We start from the raw sequence: 17353 nt of genomic DNA on the forward strand, positions 1-17353 counted from the left end.
TTTTTGTATCTAATTTCCTTTGGCGAAAGCCTAGTGGGATTTTTAGTGACGCAATTTATTTAAAAATTATAAAAAGAAATTATACTTAACGAAATGAAAAATTTACTATATAAAGCCTTAGTTGTACTAGCTTTGAGCGCTACTTTTACTGCATGTTCTAATGATGATAATGAAGCAATTTCAGGAACAGGTTCACTGGGTTTAGAATTTGATAATTCTTTCAACGGAAACGATTTAATCCTAGATACACAAGCGAATACAACTGCTAGCAACGAAGTACTTAAAATTACCTCAATAAAATACATTATTAGTAATGTTGTTTTGACAAAAGAGGACGGAACTACATTTACTTATCCTAAAAGCGAAAGTTATTTTATTGTAGATGAAGCAAATGCTGATAGCCATGTTCTTGACTTGAAAAATGTACCTGCGGCTAATTATACTAAGGTTACTTTTGGTATCGGTGTAGACAAAGCGCAATGGGATTTAGGGATAACTGGCCAAGGAAATTTCTATGCTACCGCACAGGATGCAAAAATGATGTGGAACTGGTCTGCAGGATATAAATTTGTGGCTTTCGAAGGTACTTTTACCTCTCCTACAGTTACTACAGCCTTACCTTTTATGGTTCATACTGGACAAACAGGTACTGATTATAACTACACAACTGTAACGCTAGATTTGCCAACTAATGCTTTGGTAAGAACTACTATTACACCTGATGTTCATATTATCACAGATTTGTCTAAAATATTAAACAGTACCAATACGATCAAACTTTCTGATAATAATGCTACAGGAACGGGAGCAATGATTATGGGTGGAACTAATTTACCATTAATTACTGCAAATGTTGCTACAATGTTTACTGTAGACCACGTTCATAACGATTAATTTCATCATTAGAAGCACAAGAGTAAAAGTTTAATCAAGTGTAGTCCCGTTTTTCGCTATATCTTTTTTTTAAAATAAAAAAAGGATGCCGCTGCAACCGGGGCTAAACGATGCCTTTTGTGCTTCTTTTAAAATATATAACCATGAAAATAAAATATTTTCTTTGGCTACTCCTTCCTTTATTAACTAGCTGCTCTGATCAAGATGACGACTATGTAAACGTACCATTAGATTTTACAGTGCCTTCAAATTTCCCAGATTTACAATATGATATTACTTTAAATCCGCCTACAGAGAAAGGATTTGAACTGGGTAAAAAATTGTTTTATGATGGTCGCTTAGCGTCTGATGGACTTGTTTCTTGTGGGTTTTGTCACCTACAAGAAAATGCCTTTACGCACCATGGACATACCGTGAGTCATGGCGTGAATGATGCTCAAGGAACAAGAAATGCACCAGCTATTCAAAACATGGCTTTTCAAAGTATTTTTATGTACGATGGAGCTGCATCACATTTAGACTTGCAACCGCTCATTCCGTTAGTTAGTGAAATTGAAATGAATGGTAATTTAAATACGATTCTTGCAATGATGAAGGCTGATAAAGCCTATCGTGAATTGTTTAAAGCCTCTTTTGATGATGGAACTGTTTCTGTCGAGAACATGCTTAAAGCACTTTCGCAATTTATGGTTATGTTGACTTCATCTAATTCAACATTCGATCATTACAGGCGCAACGAAGCAGGAGGAACGTTAACAAGTGATGAAAGTGCGGGTTATACTGTATTTAAAAACAAATGTGCTTCTTGTCATGCAACAGATTTAATGACAGATGACGCTTTTAGAAACAATGGCTTGGCCGTTAACCCATTAATAAATGATGTGGGGCGTTACCGTGTAACAGCATTAGTGACGGATTATTATAAATTCAAAGTACCTAGTTTGCGTAATGTTGAGGTAACTGCTCCTTATATGCATGATGGTCGCTTTGGTACTCTAGAAGCGGTGCTTAATCATTACAGTTCAGGAATCGTAGATTCGGCTACTTTAGACCCTATTTTAAAACAAGATGGGAAACTTGGAATCTCACTTTCGGAGATAGAAAAACTGCAATTAATTGCATTCCTAAAAACATTAACAGATAATCAATATCTAACGGATAAACGATTTTCAGAAAATTAATTACAATGAAAAATACATTAATAATAAGCCTGCTAGCTTTTTTATCCTTACAATTAGTTAGTGCTGCCCCCGTAAAAGATAGTATTTCAGGATTTACTTTTCAAAAAATGCAATTGGATGCAGTAATGGATTTTGATTGTGATGCTTGCGGATGTTCTGCCAGTGGAGGAAGTATGGGATTTAGTTCTATGCTAAATAGTAACTTTGTGGGTATTCGTTATTTCAACCAAAGTTATTCTAGTAGAGATGGGATTTTTGCTAACTCTCCTTGGGTTGATGAAAACTTTAATACTGCGCAAGTTTGGGCAAAAATCCCCATAACAGAGAAGGTGCAAATTACTGCATTGATTCCGTATCATTTTCACAATAGAGAATTGACTACTGGAAATGAAGGCATTAGTGGTTTAGGTGATGTAACACTTATGGCAACCTATTCTGTTTATCAAACTCAAAAAGATAGTACTGTTTTTACGCACAACTTACAAATTGGAGGTGGAGTGAAAATGCCAACAGGTAAGTTTGAAGAAGCAAACAATTTAGGAACAGTAAACCAGAGTTTTCAACTAGGAACTGGAAGCTGGGACTATCTTTTGATTACTGAATATGTGATTAAAAAGAAAAATTTAGGTTTGAACAATATGTTGAATTACAATATAAAAACTGAGAATTCTAAAAAATACCAGTTTGGGAATCAATTTAATTACGGAAGTACGTTGTTTTATCTTTTAGATTTAAAAAGTATCCAGTTAGTGCCTCAAATAGGTTTAGCAGGAGAAGTTTATGAAACCAATAAGCAATATGGTGAAAAAGTCCTTAATACGTCAGGAGATATTTTATTTAGTAAATTTGGTTTTGAAATTGGTAAAGATAAATTTTCATTGGGGGTAAATGCTATGTTGCCTATAAATCAAAATTTATCTAAGGGTGCTATTGAAGCCAATTACCGTTGGAGTGTAAATTTGAATTATACCTTGTAATAATAGTTAAATAAAATAAAAAGTCCCTCAAAACTAGTTTAGTTTTGAGGGATTTTTTATTTTATAATATCAAAATCAAGTTTTATTTGTTCAGGGAGAAGTCTAAAAGTCATCCGGTGGTATTTTGTTACACCATATTTTCTGATTGCTTCACGATGTTCTTTAGTAGGGTAGCCTTTATTTTTTTTCCAATTGTACATGGGGTATTCTTCGTGAATGCTATTCATGTATTCATCGCGATAAGTTTTTGCAAGAATTGATGCTGCAGCAATACTTAAAAACTTAGAATCCCCCTTTACAATACTTTGATGCGGGATTGAGGTAAGAAGTTCTTTTTCTTCTAAAGTGAAAATTTTCCCAGTTTTATTCTGAGCCCATTTTTTTTGAATAAAAGCACTATTACCATCCACAATAACATATTCGGGAGCGGGATTTAGTTTCAATACACATTCTTGCATTCCCTTTATAGAGGCATTAAGAATATTGATTTGGTCAATTTCTAGAGGCTCTAAATGGGCTACAGCAAAAGTTACTGCTTGCTCTTCAATAATAGGACGCAATTTTTCTCTCACTTTTTCTGAAAGTTGCTTACTATCATTTAGAATATCGTTTTTAAAGTTAAATGCTAAAATTACTGCTGCCGAAGTCACGGGTCCAGCAAGACAACCGCGGCCGGCTTCATCAGTACCTGCTTCTAATATAATAGAGGAATAGTTGTTTTTTAGCATTTGTTTTTTTAAAGGTGCAAAGATTGTATTTTTTTTTGGATTAAAACGAACCTCAAATCACTCCATTTATTGTGTTTTTTTATACGTTTATATCATTTACCTTTGCGATAATTATTCTGAATTAAAATACATCATAATTATATCTTTATCTAAATGAGAATTCTTCTTTATATCTATATATTACTATTTTCAGTAGTTGCTTTTTCACAAGCAAGGCCCGATAAAAAACCAGAATTGAACTCTAGTGAAAACGGTGTTTTAGATTCTACTAAAACTAAAAAAATTCAAGAAGTAGCTACCATTGATCAATATCGATTTATCAATATTGAACGTGATACGACTTACTTAGATACTTCGCTTACTATTAAAAAAGAACATACTTTCAATTATTTAAGAAAAGATAATTTTGGACTATTAGCATTTCCTAATGAGGGACAAACCTATAATACTTTACAGTATGGTATGGGTAAATTTTCTCCTTATCCTGAATTTGGTTTTAAAGCCAAACATTTTAATTTTCTTGAAGCTAATGATATTAAATACAGTTCTGTTGCTACTCCTGTAACCGAATTATATTTCAAATCGGTGATGCAAAAAGGACAATCATTAGATGCTTTTTTTACATTAAATATCACTCCGAGACTTAATTTTTCGATTGCTTACAAAGGATTACGATCTGAAGGGAAATATATAAACCAACTTTCAAGTACGGGGAATTTTAGATTTACTACTAGTTATAATACTTTAAATAAGCGCTATTTTGTTAACGCACATTATACATATCAAGATATTTCTAATGAAGAAAATGGGGGAATAACAACTCTTTCAGATTTTGAAAGTGGGAATGCTGATTATAATAATAGAGAGAGGCTTCAGGTGTATTTTAATGATGCTAAATCATTCTTAAAGGGGAAAAGAATATTTGTGGATCAATTTTTTAGAATCAATCCTAGTAAAGGAGAAAATAATCTTTATGTTTCACACCAATTTAATTACGAGAATAAATTTTTTGAATTCAACCAACCTACTATTGAGTCTACAGTAGGTATTGAAACGGTCTATAGATTTGGTGATTCTTATAAAGATAATAGCATCAATGATCAAACGCATTATAATAAGATGTATAATAAGGTTGGATTGACTTATGAGAATTTAACTTTAGGAAAGTTTCAGTTTTTTGCAGATGACTTTAGAAGTAATTATTATTATTACCAAATATTGATTCGAGCGGATGAAACTATTCCAGCTTCATTAACACGTAATATTAATAATATTGGTGGACAGTACGATTATAAAAAAAATAAATGGAGGGGAACATTTTTATATTCTACGTCTATTACAAATCAGTCTTTGTCTAACTTAGATGCCAAGATGGAATACGAGTTGAATGATGATTATCAGTTTTCTTTTGGGTATCAAAACCTCAATAAGCTTCCTAATGATAATTATCTCTTGCATCAAAGTAGTTATGTAGGTTACAACTGGTCAAAGAATTTACAAAACGAAAAAATAAACATAATTTCAGCGAATGCTACAACACCTTGGATTAATGCTTCACTTCAATTAATGACTTTAAATGATCATTTGTATTTTGAAAATACTGCTACAAGTGATAGTCAGCAAATTGTGACACCACAGCAATATGGTGGCTCAATTAATTATGTTTCGGTGAAGGCGAGCAGAGAATTTAAATTTGGCAAATTTGCTTTAGATAATACTGTTTTGTATCAAAAAGTGGATCAAAAGAACGCTATTTTAAATGTTCCTGAATTAGTTACAAGAAACACAATATATTATACAGACCACCTTTTTAAGAAAGCTTTGTTTTTTCAAACAGGATTTACTTTAAATTACTTCACTAAGTATTTTGCAAATGATTATAATCCAGTTATTGGAGAGTTTTTTATTCAAGAAAAAAAGGAAATAGGGAACTATCCTAATATTGATTTCTTTTTTAATGCTAAAATTCAAAGAACCCGAATTTACTTTAAAGCAGAACATTTTAATTCCTCTTTGACAGGAAATGATTTTTATGCAGCTCCTAATAATCCCTATCGTGACTTTATGATACGTTTTGGATTGATCTGGAATTTCTTTAATTAATGCCAAAATTATTTCAATTATATAGTTCAAATTAATTTTTGTCAAGTCGAGCAGGGTATTTAGATAGTAATAGTCTGTACTAATTGATGATTAGACTGTTTTACAAATAGTATTGTTATCATGAGTTTTTTTTGCTATAATTTGGACGTGATTACAATGTTTTTTTATTTGAAATTATAGCATAGTAATTGTTGTCAAAATATACTAAAGCCACATTTAGAGAATCAGCTGGTAATGAAATGTCAAATGCAATTTGGCTTAAGCCAAAATGTTTATAACAAAATACTATCTTTGCAAAAGTATTTATAACAAAATTAGAATCTTAAACGTATAACTGAATGCAATACGCAGAAAATATATTAGGTACTATTGGAGGAACTCCATTAGTGAAATTGAATAAAGTAACTAAAGAAGTTGACGCTTTAGTACTTGCAAAAGTAGAGACTTTTAACCCAGGAAACTCTGTAAAAGACCGTATGGCTGTCAAAATGGTTGATGATGCCGAAGCTGATGGGCGTTTACAACCAGGAGGTACTATTATTGAAGGTACTTCTGGAAATACAGGAATGGGATTAGCTCTTGTAGCTATTATTAGAGGTTACAAATTGATTTGTGTGATCTCTGATAAACAATCTAAAGAAAAAATGGACATCCTTAGAGCTGTAGGTGCTAAGGTTGTTGTTTGTCCTACTGATGTAGAGCCATCTGATCCAAGATCATATTATTCAGTTTCTAAAAGATTAGCGACCGAAACTCCAAATTCTTGGTATGTAAATCAATATGATAATCCTTCAAACGCTTTAGCACACTATGAGCAAACTGGTCCTGAAATTTGGGAACAAACAGAAGGTAAGATTACTCATTTTGTTGTAGGAGTAGGTACAGGTGGGACAATTTCAGGTTGTGCTAAATACTTGAAAGAGAAAAATCCAAATATTAAAATTTGGGGAATAGATACCTATGGTTCTGTTTTTAAAAAGTACCACGAAACAGGTATTTTTGATGAAAACGAAATCTACTCTTATATTACCGAAGGGATTGGAGAGGATATTTTACCAAAGAATGTAGACTTTTCTTTAATTGATGGATTTACAAAAGTAACTGATAAAGATGCGGCTGTTTATACTCGAAAAATAGCTCTTGAAGAAGGGATATTTGTAGGGAATTCTGCTGGAGCTGCTATTAAAGGTCTTTTACAACTGAAAGAACATTTCAGACCAGAAGATGTTGTAGTGGTTTTATTTCACGATTCAGGAAGCCGTTATGTAGGTAAAATGTTTAATGATGACTGGATGCGTGAAAGAGGTTTCTTAGAGGAAACAATCACAAAGGCTGAAGATGTTATTAAAGATCATATTGATAAACCATTAATTGTTGCCCGTACTGAGGAATTAGTATCACATGCAATAGAGAGAATGCGTAAATATAAAATATCACAAATTCCGGTTATAGATATTACTGGATTTGTAGGTTCATTAGATGAGTCTGATTTGTTTCAAAGCTTTGTTAATGATAAAAACACTGCTGATAGACCTATTAGAGAGGTTATGGGAAAAGCTTTTCCTATTGTGCCACTAGGAACAACAATTGAAGAAGTTTCAAAATTATTTACTAGAGAAAATCCGGCAGTATTAATCGATTTAGGGAATGGTAAACACCATATCATCACTAAATATGATATTATTGGGTCTATTAAATAATACTAACTATTTTTTTTACCACGAGTTTCTACTTTTTGCATTTAGGTGTGAAATTATGAAATTCGTGGTTTTTTATTTTCAAATTTTAGACGGTTGTCTAAATCACTTTAATTAAGTTAATATATGACTTTTGTTGCAATAGATTTTGAAACTGCCATTGCGCACCATCCTTGCTCAGTAGGGATTGTTACTGTAGAAAATGGTGTGATTATAGATGAGTTTGTGAGTTTAATTAAGCCACCTAATAATCTCTACTCTCCTTATACTATCCAGGTCCACGGTATTTACCCTCGAGACACTGTTAATGCAAAAACATTTTCGCAAGTTTACCCTGAAATTCAAAAACGTCTTCAAAACCGAGTTGTTGTAGCACACAACGAAAGTTTTGATAGAAATGTATTGAGCAAATCAATGGCGCTTTATAATTTAGATTATGAAAGCTTAAATATTGCTAGTAAGTGGGAATGTACAGTAAAAATTTATAAAGCAAAAGGACTGAAACCTACTAAGCTTAGTGATTGTTGTAATGCAATGAATATTGCCTTGAATCACCACGAAGCACTTTCGGATGCTAGGGCTTGTGCCAAATTATATTTGCTACGATAAATACAAAATTGGTTAAGGTATTTATTTTCATTACTTTAGTGGTTTAGCTATTGTTTGTATTATGAAAGAAGCCTTTTTACATTACCTCTGGAAATTTAAAAAATTTGATACCTTAAATTTGTTTTCGGTGAGCAAAGAACCAATAATTATTGCTAATGTTGGCCAATATTTAGAGCTAGCAGGGCCTGATTTTTTTAATGCTCAAATAACAGTGGGAAGTCAAAAATGGGCTGGTAATGTTGAGATTCACCTTAAGTCATCTGACTGGTATGTTCACAATCATGAACGTGATGCTAATTATGATAACGTTATTTTGCATGTTGTATGGGAACACGATGCCGAGATATTTAGAAAGGATAATTCAATAATTCCTGTTTTAGAACTTAAAAGCTATGTTGACAAAGAGACAATTGCTAATTATCAAGCTTTAATAACTCCCAAGTCTTGGATTTTTTGCGAAAGGGATTTGAGGGATGTTCCATCTTTTACTATAAATAACTGGCAAGAAAGACTCTTTTTTGAGCGCTTAGAGCGAAAATCACAACCTATAGATGACTTGCTCTTAAAAACAAATAATGATTGGGAGGCGGTCTTGTTTTGTATGTTGGCTAAGAATTTTGGGCTGAATACTAATGGGGCTATTTTTAACGAAATAGTACAAGCGATTCCATTTAGTATTATCAGGAAAGAAGGCTTTGAAACTGAAAATCTAGAAGCTTTATTGTTTGGTTTCGCTAATTTATTGGAAACTGATAAAGAAGATGTTTATTTTAAAGATTTGAAATTCCGCTACTATTATTTACTCCACAAATACCAATTAGAAGCACCAGTCTTTGAACCTGTTCAATTTTTTAAACACAGACCAGATAATTTTCCTACTATTCGATTGTCTCAATTTGCTAATTTATATGGAGAACAACATAATTTGTTCTCAAAAATTATTGGTTTAACCAAGTTGGATTCCATTTATGATGCCTTTAAATTAACTGTATCTACCTATTGGAAAACGCATTATTTATTTGATAAGGAGAGTAGTTTTAAGCATAAAAAAGTTTCAAAGTCATTTATTAATTTAATCGTTATTAATACGATAATTCCATTACAATTTGCTTACGCCAAAAGTCAAGGGCAAAACCCATCAGAAGAAATTATTCGCTTAATGCATGAAGTAGCACCCGAAAAGAATGCTATTATTGATAAGTTTTCATCCTTCGGGATTAAGTCAAATAGTGCTTTTGATTCACAATCTTTATTGCAATTAAAAAATGAGTATTGTGCTAAAAGTAAATGCTTAGATTGTGCAATAGGGACTTATTTATTAAAAGGAGCATCTTCGTGAATATTATGATTTAACTAAAATAATGATGTACTTTTGATGGCAATTAATTTCATCTATACTAGATATGCCTGAAAAAATAGCAAGAGTAATAAAAATAAAGTATTTTTTTGAAAAATATGGCTTCCATGTATCTTCGCGTTTAGCCGATAAATTGGGTATGCGTGTGACGAGTGTGCGTTTGTTTTTTATTTATATCTCTTTTGTAACTGTGGGATTGTGGTTTGGAGTGTATTTAACTATAGCTTTTTGGCTTAAGTTCAAAGATTTAATTCGTGCAAAAAGAACCTCAGTATTTGATTTGTAAATACGCTTTAAATAGAAAAAGGGATTATAAAGTTGGTACTTTATAATCCCTTTTTATGTTTAGTATGAACTGTTATTTTTTGTCCGGATTATTTAATATACTGTTTCTCTTTCCGTATAAGAAATAAATCACCACACCAATAACCATCCAAATTGCAAGTCTTTCCCAACTTACAATAGGTAATCCAGCCATTAAAATTAGGCAAATGATAACACCTATGATAGGGAAAACGGGTACAAAAGGTACTCTAAAACCTCTTTCTGCATCTGGATTTGTTTTTCTCATTACAATAACTCCAATACATACAAGAGCAAATGCGAATAATGTACCAATACTTACCATATGGCCTAAGTCTGATACTGGAACAAAACCAGCAAATACACTTACAAAAATCATGAAAAGTAAGTTTGTTTTATATGGTGTTCTATTTTTTGCATGCAGTGTACTAAAAAATTTAGGTAATAAACCATCTACACTCATACTGTAGAATACCCTACTTTGTCCCATTAACATTACTAACATTACTGATGTATATCCTGCAATAATAGCGATTGTAAGTGCAGAGTTTAAGAAAGTATATCCTGTTTTAGCAAATGCGGTAGTAACTGGACTAGCATCACCCTTAAAGTTTAAGTAATTTTCTAAACCTGTTAATACAAAAGCAAAAAGAACGTATAAAATTGTACATATAATTAAAGATCCTAAGATACCTATTGGCATTCCTTTTTGTGGGTCTTTTGCTTCTTGTGCAGCAGTAGATACAGCGTCAAAACCAATAAATGCAAAGAAAACAACTCCTGCACCTCTTAAGATACCACTCCATCCATAATGACCAAAGTAGTCGCTGCTAAAGAAGTTTAAGAATGTCATTTTACCTGAGCTTAAAAGTGCTTCTCCTTCATTTACAGGGATAAATGGGGTGTGGTTAGCGCCATCTATGAATCCCCAACCTAAAGCGATGAACACAATAACAACAGTTACTTTCAAAATAACTAAAATATTATTTAGTAAAGCAGATTCTTTTGTACCTCTAATTAATAAAAGAGATAGTGCAAAAATTATAAGTATGGCTGGTAAATTGATAAATCCAGGGCTACTGTCCCATGGTCCATGGAGTATTTCTTGCGGAATATGGAGGCCGTAATTGGCTAAGAATTTGTCGACATATTGTGACCAACTCACCGCCACGGTAGCAGCTCCAAGGGCATATTCTAGAACTAAATCCCATCCAATAATCCATGCTACAAACTCTCCCATTGTGGCATAAGAGTAGGTGTAAGCACTACCTGCAACTGGAATCATAGAAGCAAATTCAGCGTAACATAGTCCTGCAAAGGCGCAACCAAAGGCTGCTAATATGAAAGATAAGGTTACTGCTGGTCCTGCATTATCTGCGGCTGCTATTCCTGTTAAAGAAAATAATCCAGCACCAATAATAGCTCCAACACCAAGTGCGACTAATGAGCGTGCAGATAAAGTCCTCTTTAGACCTTTCTCATCGTCAGACGCCTCATTTAATAAAACCGAAAGTGGTTTTGTTTTCCAAATTGACATATATTTTTAGGTTTATTGTTATTAGTGCCCAAATGTATTATTTTTTATAAAATATAAAAACAATATTACAATATAAGTTTAAAATAAAATCAGCATATATATATGGTTTTAATTCAGAATACCTAATATTCTACTCTTACTAATTGAGGATTTGTTTGTTTATTAAGTGTTTGTCTGTAGTGTTGTTAATTTTTGTTTTTGTAAATTGCTGTTTTTTATTATAAAAACGTTGTGTTTGAAATATTCTTAAATGACTATAATTGATACTGTTAGTGCTTAATTATGGTTAAATTACTAAGCTTTATAAATGAACTTTAAAAAAATTACAAACTATTTTAAATATTCAAAAGAACAGAGTAAAGCTGTTTTATTGTTATTCGGTATTATTATAACTTCTCAAATGATTTATTTTTTTGTTGATTTTGATTCGCAGGAAGAAAATGATCCCGAAGAACAACAGTGGCTTTCCCTTCAGCATGGAATTGATTCATTAAAAATTCAAAAAGATAGTTTAGCTTATAAAGTGTATCCTTATAACCCAAATTTTATAAGTGATTATAAAGGCTATAAACTCGGAATGTCAATTGCTGAAATTGATAGACTGCATGATTTTAGAAATAAGAATAAATATGTTAATTCGGCTGCTGAATTTCAATCAGTGACTAAAGTCTCAGACTCATTGTTGCAAACAATGTCATCCAATTTTAAATTTCCTGATTGGGTTACAAATAAAAAAAGCACAACTAAGTATGTTAATTATACTACTAAGGCTTTCGCCAAAAAAGAAAAGGTGCAAAGTGATATTAATAGTGCTACTCAAGAAGATTTGATAAAAGTGTATGGGGTGGGGGCTGCTTTTTCAGAAAGAATATTAAAATATAAAGCCACTTTAGGTAGTTTTGTTTCGATGGATCAAATTGAAGATGTTTGGGGACTTTCTCCAGAAGCGGTGCAAGGAGTGAAAGATAATTTTAAAATAGGAACCACAACTAATTTGAATAAATTAGATATAAATAATGCGTCTTTAAAAGAGATTTCGAGATTCCCCTATTTTAATTATAAGCAAGCTACTAGTATTATAACGTATCGAAGTATGAATGGTGATTTTGTTAATATTGAGGATTTAATAAAAATTAAGGGTTTTCCTGTTGATAAAGCAAAAATAATTGCCTTATATTTGGACTTTGATTAGAAGTTTGTAAATAAGGGCTTTTTTATTTTTAATTAATCTTCAGGATAATTGTTTTGGAGATTGCTTTTTTCTTTAAAGTACGGTCCTTTAACATAACTTAAAAAAAACTTAAATTTGAAACACAAAGCATTTGCTTTCGATTTCAATTACTTAATTTGTTAAAAAACTTTAGTTATATGGGATCAATTTATTTCACAGAAGAGCACCAATTATTCAGGAAGAGTTTGCAAGATTTTTTGCAAAAAGAAGTGGTGCCTCATATTGAAAAATGGGAAAAAACGGGAACGATAGAGCGTTTTATTTGGAAAAAGTTTGGTGAAATGGGCTTTTTTGGAATAAATTATCCAGAAGTTTATGGTGGAATGAATCTAGATTTATTTTACACTGTTATTTTTTTAGAAGAACTTCAAAAAATTAAGTCTTCTGGTTTTGCAGCTGCAATGTGGGCGCACTCTTATTTAGCAATGACGCATTTAAATGCAGAAGGAGATGAAAGAATTAAGCAAGATTATTTAGCTCCAAGTATTTCAGGAGATAAAATAGGCGCTTTGTGTATTACAGAACCTTTTGGAGGTAGTGATGTTGCAGGTATGCGCACTACTGCAATAAAAACAGGCGATAAATATGTCATTAATGGATCTAAGACCTTTATTACTAACGGAGTTTATGCTGATTATTATGTAGTCGCTGCTAAAACGAATATGGAACTTGGTAATAAGGGAATAAGTATCTTTTTAGTAGATAAAAATACAAACGGAATTTCTGCAACAAAATTGGATAAATTGGGTTGGAGAGCTTCAGATACTGCAGAAATCGCTTTTGATAACGTCGAAATTCCTTTAGAGAATTTGATGGGTGAAGAAGGGAAAGGTTTTCCTTATATCATGCAACATTTTGCTTTAGAACGTTTGATTATGGCTATAAATGGTCATGCAAGAGCCGAATATGCAATTGAGTATACAATAGAGTACATGTCGCAACGAGAAGCTTTTGGTAAAACAATTGATAAATTTCAAGCGCTAAGACATACATTGGTAGAACATGCAACAGATGTTGAGCATTGTAAAGTGTTTAATTATGCTGCTGTGGCACGATTAAATAAAGGAGAGTACGTGGTTAAGGAAGCGACAATGGCTAAGTTGAAGTCTACAAAAGTAGCTGATGAGACAATTTATAGTTGTTTGCAAATGCTAGGAGGCTATGGTTACATGGAGGAATATCCTTTGGCGCGTTTATTAAGAGATAGTCGTCTAGGGCCAATAGGTGGTGGAACATCAGAAATCCTTAAAGAAATATTGTCAAAAATGATTATTGATAATAAAAATTATAAACCAGCGGTGAAGTAATATTTTGTTGAAGAGTTAGAGAAGAGTCAATTTGGTTATTGACTCTTTTTTTGTGTGAAGGATAGTAGTGTAAATCCTTTTATGGAGCCATGCGGAGTAAAAGATTGTAACGAATAGCCTGACGGCAAACGGAAAGTTGTTTTGAAATAAAATGTTGTTTTTGCCGGCACATCCAAAATAAATAGTAATTTATAGTCTTTAACCCAAAATAATGTTTACTTTTGCACACTTAACGAAAGGGGGTGTCAAAATTATGTTAATTATACCAATTAAAGACGGAGAAAATATCGATAGAGCATTAAAGCGCTATAAAAGAAAATTTGATAAAACAGGAACTGTTCGTCAGTTAAGAGCACGTACTGCTTTTATTAAGCCTTCTGTAAAAAATAGAATTAAAGTTCAAAAAGCAGCTTATATTCAAAACATGAAAGACAACTTAGAAAACTAAGTAGTTCTTTTTACATGATAATTACCGTTAGTCATTAAAGTTTTATAACTTTGATGCTAACGGTTTTTTTATTTATTATGAATTCTAATATTGCAGCTTTTCAGGATTATTTACAAAAAGAGAAAAAATATTCACAGCATACGGTTAAAGCGTATTGTGGTGATGTTTTAGAATTTCAAGTGTTTAATACTGCTGAATTTGATGATGATGACATTGCGGGTGTGGCTTATGGTCAAATTAGATCTTGGATTGTGCTTCTAGTTGATGGGGGTTTGTCGAATACTTCAGTAAATAGAAAGATTGCCTCTTTAAAAGCTTTTTATCGTTTTCTTCTTAAAAGTAAACAAATTGTAGTTTCTCCTTTAGTAAAGCACAAGGCTTTAAAAACAAATAAAATTTTGCAAATCCCTTTTTCTGAAAAAGAAATTGTTAATGCTTTGAATGTCGAGATAGGCTCGGGTAGTTTTGAAATAGTAAGAAATAAGTTGATTGTGGATTTATTTTATGCTACAGGTATGAGGCGGGCTGAATTGATTGGTTTGCGTTATGCAAATGTTGATTTGTCAAATAGTACTATTAAAGTGCTTGGAAAACGAAGTAAAGAACGCATTTTGCCTATTTTACCAGTTGTAATGGGGCAATTTTCAAGGTATATTGAAGAACGTTCTCATTTGGAATTAATTAGTGATGAGGATTCTTTTTTTTTGTCTAAAAAAGGATTAAAGTTGAGTGATTCTTTTGTGTATCGTTTAATTAATTCTTACTTTAGTAGGGTGTCAGAAAAGGTGAAGACGAGTCCGCATGTTTTGCGACATACATTTGCGACTCATTTGTTAAATAACGGCGCTGATTTGAATTCTGTTAAAGAATTATTAGGTCACTCTAGTTTGGCTTCGACTCAAATTTATACGCACAGCAGTTTGTTAGAATTGAAAAAGGTGTATAATGAGGCGCATCCAAGGAGTGAATAGTGATTTATTGATGGGGATGTTTAACTATAAAACAAATTGATTATGAAGGTAAGTGTTCATGCGGTTAATTTTGCAGTAGATGCAAAGTTGGTGGGTTTTATTCAAGAGAGAATGGATAAATTGGAGAAGTATTATGACAAGGTTGTTTCTTCGGATGTTTATTTAAAAGTTGAAAATACCAGTGATAAGGAAAATAAGATTGTTGAGATTAAAATGAATGTTCCTGGAGATGATTTTGTTGTTAAAAAACAATGTAAGTCTTTTGAGGAAGCAGTGGAGGTTTCGGCGGAATCATTGGAGAGAATGCTGGTAAAAAGGAAAGAAAAGATAAGAGCTCATATTTAAAATGAAAATTTTTTAAAAAAATGTTTTGTTTCAGAGATAAAATCTATACATTTGCAGTCCGTTAGAAATAGCGGGCTTTTTTAACAATACTGCCAGCGTAGCTCAGTTGGCTAGAGCAGCTGATTTGTAATCAGCAGGTCGTGGGTTCGAGTCCCTCCGCCGGCTCTAAATAGTGATTGTATTGTATTTGGCTAAATGCAGTATTAAAGATAAAAAAGTGAGGGGAGATACTCAAGCGGCCAACGAGGGCAGACTGTAAATCTGCTGTGTAAACTTCGCAGGTTCGAATCCTGCTCTCCCCACAAAATTAGATTTTAGGTCTAGTTAAAGGGCTCTGCCGGTGTAGCTCAGGGGTAGAGTGCTTCCTTGGTAAGGAAGAGGTCTCGGGTTCAATTCCCGACATTGGCTCAACAAAGTATATTTTGAACACTAATAAATATTAATAAAAAGATTAAAAACGAAGTAAAATGGCAAAAGAAACCTTTAACCGTTCGAAACCACATTTAAATATAGGTACGATCGGACACGTAGATCACGGAAAAACTACATTAACTGCTGCAATAACTAAAGTGTTATCTGATGCAGGTTACTGTCAAGCAAAATCATTTGATCAAATTGATAATGCTCCTGAAGAAAAAGAAAGAGGTATTACAATTAATACATCTCACGTTGAATATGAAACTGCTAATCGTCATTACGCTCACGTTGACTGTCCAGGTCACGCGGATTACGTAAAGAACATGGTTACAGGTGCTGCACAAATGGATGGAGCTATCCTTGTTGTAGCTGCTACAGATGGACCTATGCCACAAACACGTGAGCATATCCTTTTAGGACGTCAGGTAGGTATTCCTAGAATTGTTGTATTCATGAATAAAGTGGATATGGTTGATGATGAGGAATTACTTGAATTAGTTGAAATGGAAATTAGAGACTTATTGTCTTTCTATGAATATGATGGAGATAATGGTCCTGTTGTTCAAGGTTCTGCTTTAGGTGGATTGAATAATGACGCTGCATGGGTTCCTAAAATTCTTGAATTAATGGATGCTGTTGATGCATGGATCGAAGAGCCAGTAAGAGATGTTGAGAAACCTTTCTTAATGCCTGTTGAAGATGTATTCTCAATTACAGGTCGTGGAACTGTTGCTACAGGTCGTATCGAAACTGGAGTTGCTAATACTGGAGATGCAGTTGAAATCATTGGTATGGGAGCTGAGAAATTAACTTCTACTGTAACTGGAGTTGAGATGTTCCGTAAAATCCTTGATAGAGGTGAAGCTGGAGATAACGTAGGTATTCTTTTAAGAGGTATTCAAAAAGAAGACATCAAAAGAGGAATGGTAATCTGTAAGCCAGGTTCTGTTAAACCACACGATACTTTCAAAGCTGAGGTTTATATCTTGAAAAAAGAAGAAGGTGGACGTCATACTCCATTCCATAATAATTACCGTCCACAGTTTTATGTACGTACAACTGATGTAACTGGTATTATTACTTTACCAGAAGGTGTAGAGATGGTTATGCCTGGGGATAACTTAACAATTGATGTTAAATTATTAAGCCCAATTGCATTAAACGTAGGTTTACGTTTTGCAATCCGTGAGGGTGGTAGAACAGTAGGTGCAGGTCAGGTAACTGAAATTGCATAATTCTATAAAATAA

16 protein-coding genes and 3 tRNA genes are annotated in these 17353 nt (G+C 32.8%); 17 read left to right on the forward strand and 2 right to left on the reverse strand.

The window, feature by feature from the left end; genetic code table 11:
• Positions 1 to 93 precede the first annotated feature (93 nt).
• From ACVEGE_RS11050 to ACVEGE_RS11060, 3 genes are all read left to right on the forward strand, one after another.
• Positions 94 to 894 (forward strand): MbnP family protein, encoded by an 801-nt coding sequence (locus ACVEGE_RS11050; protein WP_192500437.1) that lies wholly within the window; start codon positions 94 to 96, stop codon positions 892 to 894.
• Between the two features lie 143 nt (positions 895 to 1037).
• Positions 1038 to 2075, forward strand: coding sequence for a cytochrome-c peroxidase (locus tag ACVEGE_RS11055; protein ID WP_192500436.1), 1038 nt, complete (start codon positions 1038 to 1040; stop codon positions 2073 to 2075).
• A gap of 5 nt (positions 2076 to 2080) precedes the next feature.
• The gene (locus ACVEGE_RS11060; RefSeq protein WP_192500435.1) at positions 2081 to 3052 is read left to right on the forward strand and encodes a transporter; all 972 of its coding nucleotides are present in this window, start codon (positions 2081 to 2083) and stop codon (positions 3050 to 3052) included.
• Positions 3053 to 3108: 56 nt separating this feature from the next.
• On the opposite strand, the gene ACVEGE_RS11065 is transcribed toward ACVEGE_RS11060, so the two are convergent.
• Positions 3109 to 3780 carry a ribonuclease HII gene (locus ACVEGE_RS11065; protein ID WP_192500434.1) on the reverse strand — a complete coding sequence of 224 codons (672 nt, stop codon included), beginning with the start codon at positions 3778 to 3780 and terminating at the stop codon, positions 3109 to 3111.
• Positions 3781 to 3933: 153 nt separating this feature from the next.
• Here ACVEGE_RS11065 and ACVEGE_RS11070 point away from each other — a divergent pair, with 153 nt between their 5' ends.
• The 5 genes from ACVEGE_RS11070 to ACVEGE_RS11090 all read left to right on the forward strand — a co-directional run bounded on the left by ACVEGE_RS11070 (position 3934) and on the right by ACVEGE_RS11090 (position 9832).
• Positions 3934 to 5883 (forward strand): putative porin, encoded by a 1950-nt coding sequence (locus tag ACVEGE_RS11070; protein ID WP_192500433.1) that lies wholly within the window; start codon positions 3934 to 3936, stop codon positions 5881 to 5883.
• 338 nt (positions 5884 to 6221) lie between these two features.
• Positions 6222 to 7583, forward strand: a complete 1362-nt coding sequence (locus tag ACVEGE_RS11075; RefSeq protein ID WP_192500432.1) for a pyridoxal-phosphate dependent enzyme — start codon at positions 6222 to 6224, stop codon at positions 7581 to 7583.
• Between the two features lie 123 nt (positions 7584 to 7706).
• On the forward strand, positions 7707 to 8189 hold the full coding sequence (locus ACVEGE_RS11080) for a 3'-5' exonuclease (protein WP_173850157.1): 483 nt from the start codon (positions 7707 to 7709) through the stop codon (positions 8187 to 8189).
• Between the two features lie 61 nt (positions 8190 to 8250).
• Positions 8251 to 9528 (forward strand): DUF2851 family protein, encoded by a 1278-nt coding sequence (locus ACVEGE_RS11085; RefSeq protein WP_192500431.1) that lies wholly within the window; start codon positions 8251 to 8253, stop codon positions 9526 to 9528.
• A gap of 64 nt (positions 9529 to 9592) precedes the next feature.
• The gene (locus ACVEGE_RS11090; protein WP_225738088.1) at positions 9593 to 9832 is read left to right on the forward strand and encodes a PspC domain-containing protein; all 240 of its coding nucleotides are present in this window, start codon (positions 9593 to 9595) and stop codon (positions 9830 to 9832) included.
• A gap of 72 nt (positions 9833 to 9904) precedes the next feature.
• On the opposite strand, the gene ACVEGE_RS11095 is transcribed toward ACVEGE_RS11090, so the two are convergent.
• Positions 9905 to 11386: an amino acid permease gene (locus ACVEGE_RS11095; RefSeq protein WP_192500430.1), complete on the reverse strand. Its 1482-nt coding sequence runs from the start codon at positions 11384 to 11386 to the stop codon at positions 9905 to 9907.
• Positions 11387 to 11693: 307 nt separating this feature from the next.
• On the opposite strand from ACVEGE_RS11095, the gene ACVEGE_RS11100 reads away from it, so the two are divergent.
• From ACVEGE_RS11100 to tuf, 9 genes are all read left to right on the forward strand, one after another.
• Positions 11694 to 12578, forward strand: coding sequence for a ComEA family DNA-binding protein (locus tag ACVEGE_RS11100; RefSeq protein ID WP_192500429.1), 885 nt, complete (start codon positions 11694 to 11696; stop codon positions 12576 to 12578).
• Positions 12579 to 12754: 176 nt separating this feature from the next.
• Positions 12755 to 13924 (forward strand): acyl-CoA dehydrogenase family protein, encoded by a 1170-nt coding sequence (locus ACVEGE_RS11105; protein WP_173857002.1) that lies wholly within the window; start codon positions 12755 to 12757, stop codon positions 13922 to 13924.
• 253 nt (positions 13925 to 14177) lie between these two features.
• Positions 14178 to 14372 carry a 30S ribosomal protein S21 gene (rpsU, locus tag ACVEGE_RS11110; RefSeq protein WP_007137807.1) on the forward strand — a complete coding sequence of 65 codons (195 nt, stop codon included), beginning with the start codon at positions 14178 to 14180 and terminating at the stop codon, positions 14370 to 14372.
• 77 nt (positions 14373 to 14449) lie between these two features.
• Positions 14450 to 15343: a tyrosine-type recombinase/integrase gene (locus ACVEGE_RS11115; protein WP_173857231.1), complete on the forward strand. Its 894-nt coding sequence runs from the start codon at positions 14450 to 14452 to the stop codon at positions 15341 to 15343.
• A gap of 42 nt (positions 15344 to 15385) precedes the next feature.
• The gene (hpf, locus tag ACVEGE_RS11120; RefSeq protein WP_173857232.1) at positions 15386 to 15688 is read left to right on the forward strand and encodes a ribosome hibernation-promoting factor, HPF/YfiA family; all 303 of its coding nucleotides are present in this window, start codon (positions 15386 to 15388) and stop codon (positions 15686 to 15688) included.
• Positions 15689 to 15779: 91 nt separating this feature from the next.
• Positions 15780 to 15853 (forward strand) — tRNA-Thr (locus tag ACVEGE_RS11125).
• A gap of 56 nt (positions 15854 to 15909) precedes the next feature.
• Positions 15910 to 15990: transfer RNA gene (locus ACVEGE_RS11130), tRNA-Tyr, on the forward strand.
• A 34-nt stretch (positions 15991 to 16024) separates the two neighbouring features.
• Positions 16025 to 16096, forward strand: a tRNA-Thr gene (locus ACVEGE_RS11135).
• Between the two features lie 59 nt (positions 16097 to 16155).
• Positions 16156 to 17340, forward strand: coding sequence for an elongation factor Tu (gene tuf, locus ACVEGE_RS11140; protein WP_173850150.1), 1185 nt, complete (start codon positions 16156 to 16158; stop codon positions 17338 to 17340).
• Positions 17341 to 17353 lie beyond the last annotated feature (13 nt).

It is taken from the genome of Flavobacterium sp. PL002, assembly GCF_054165825.1.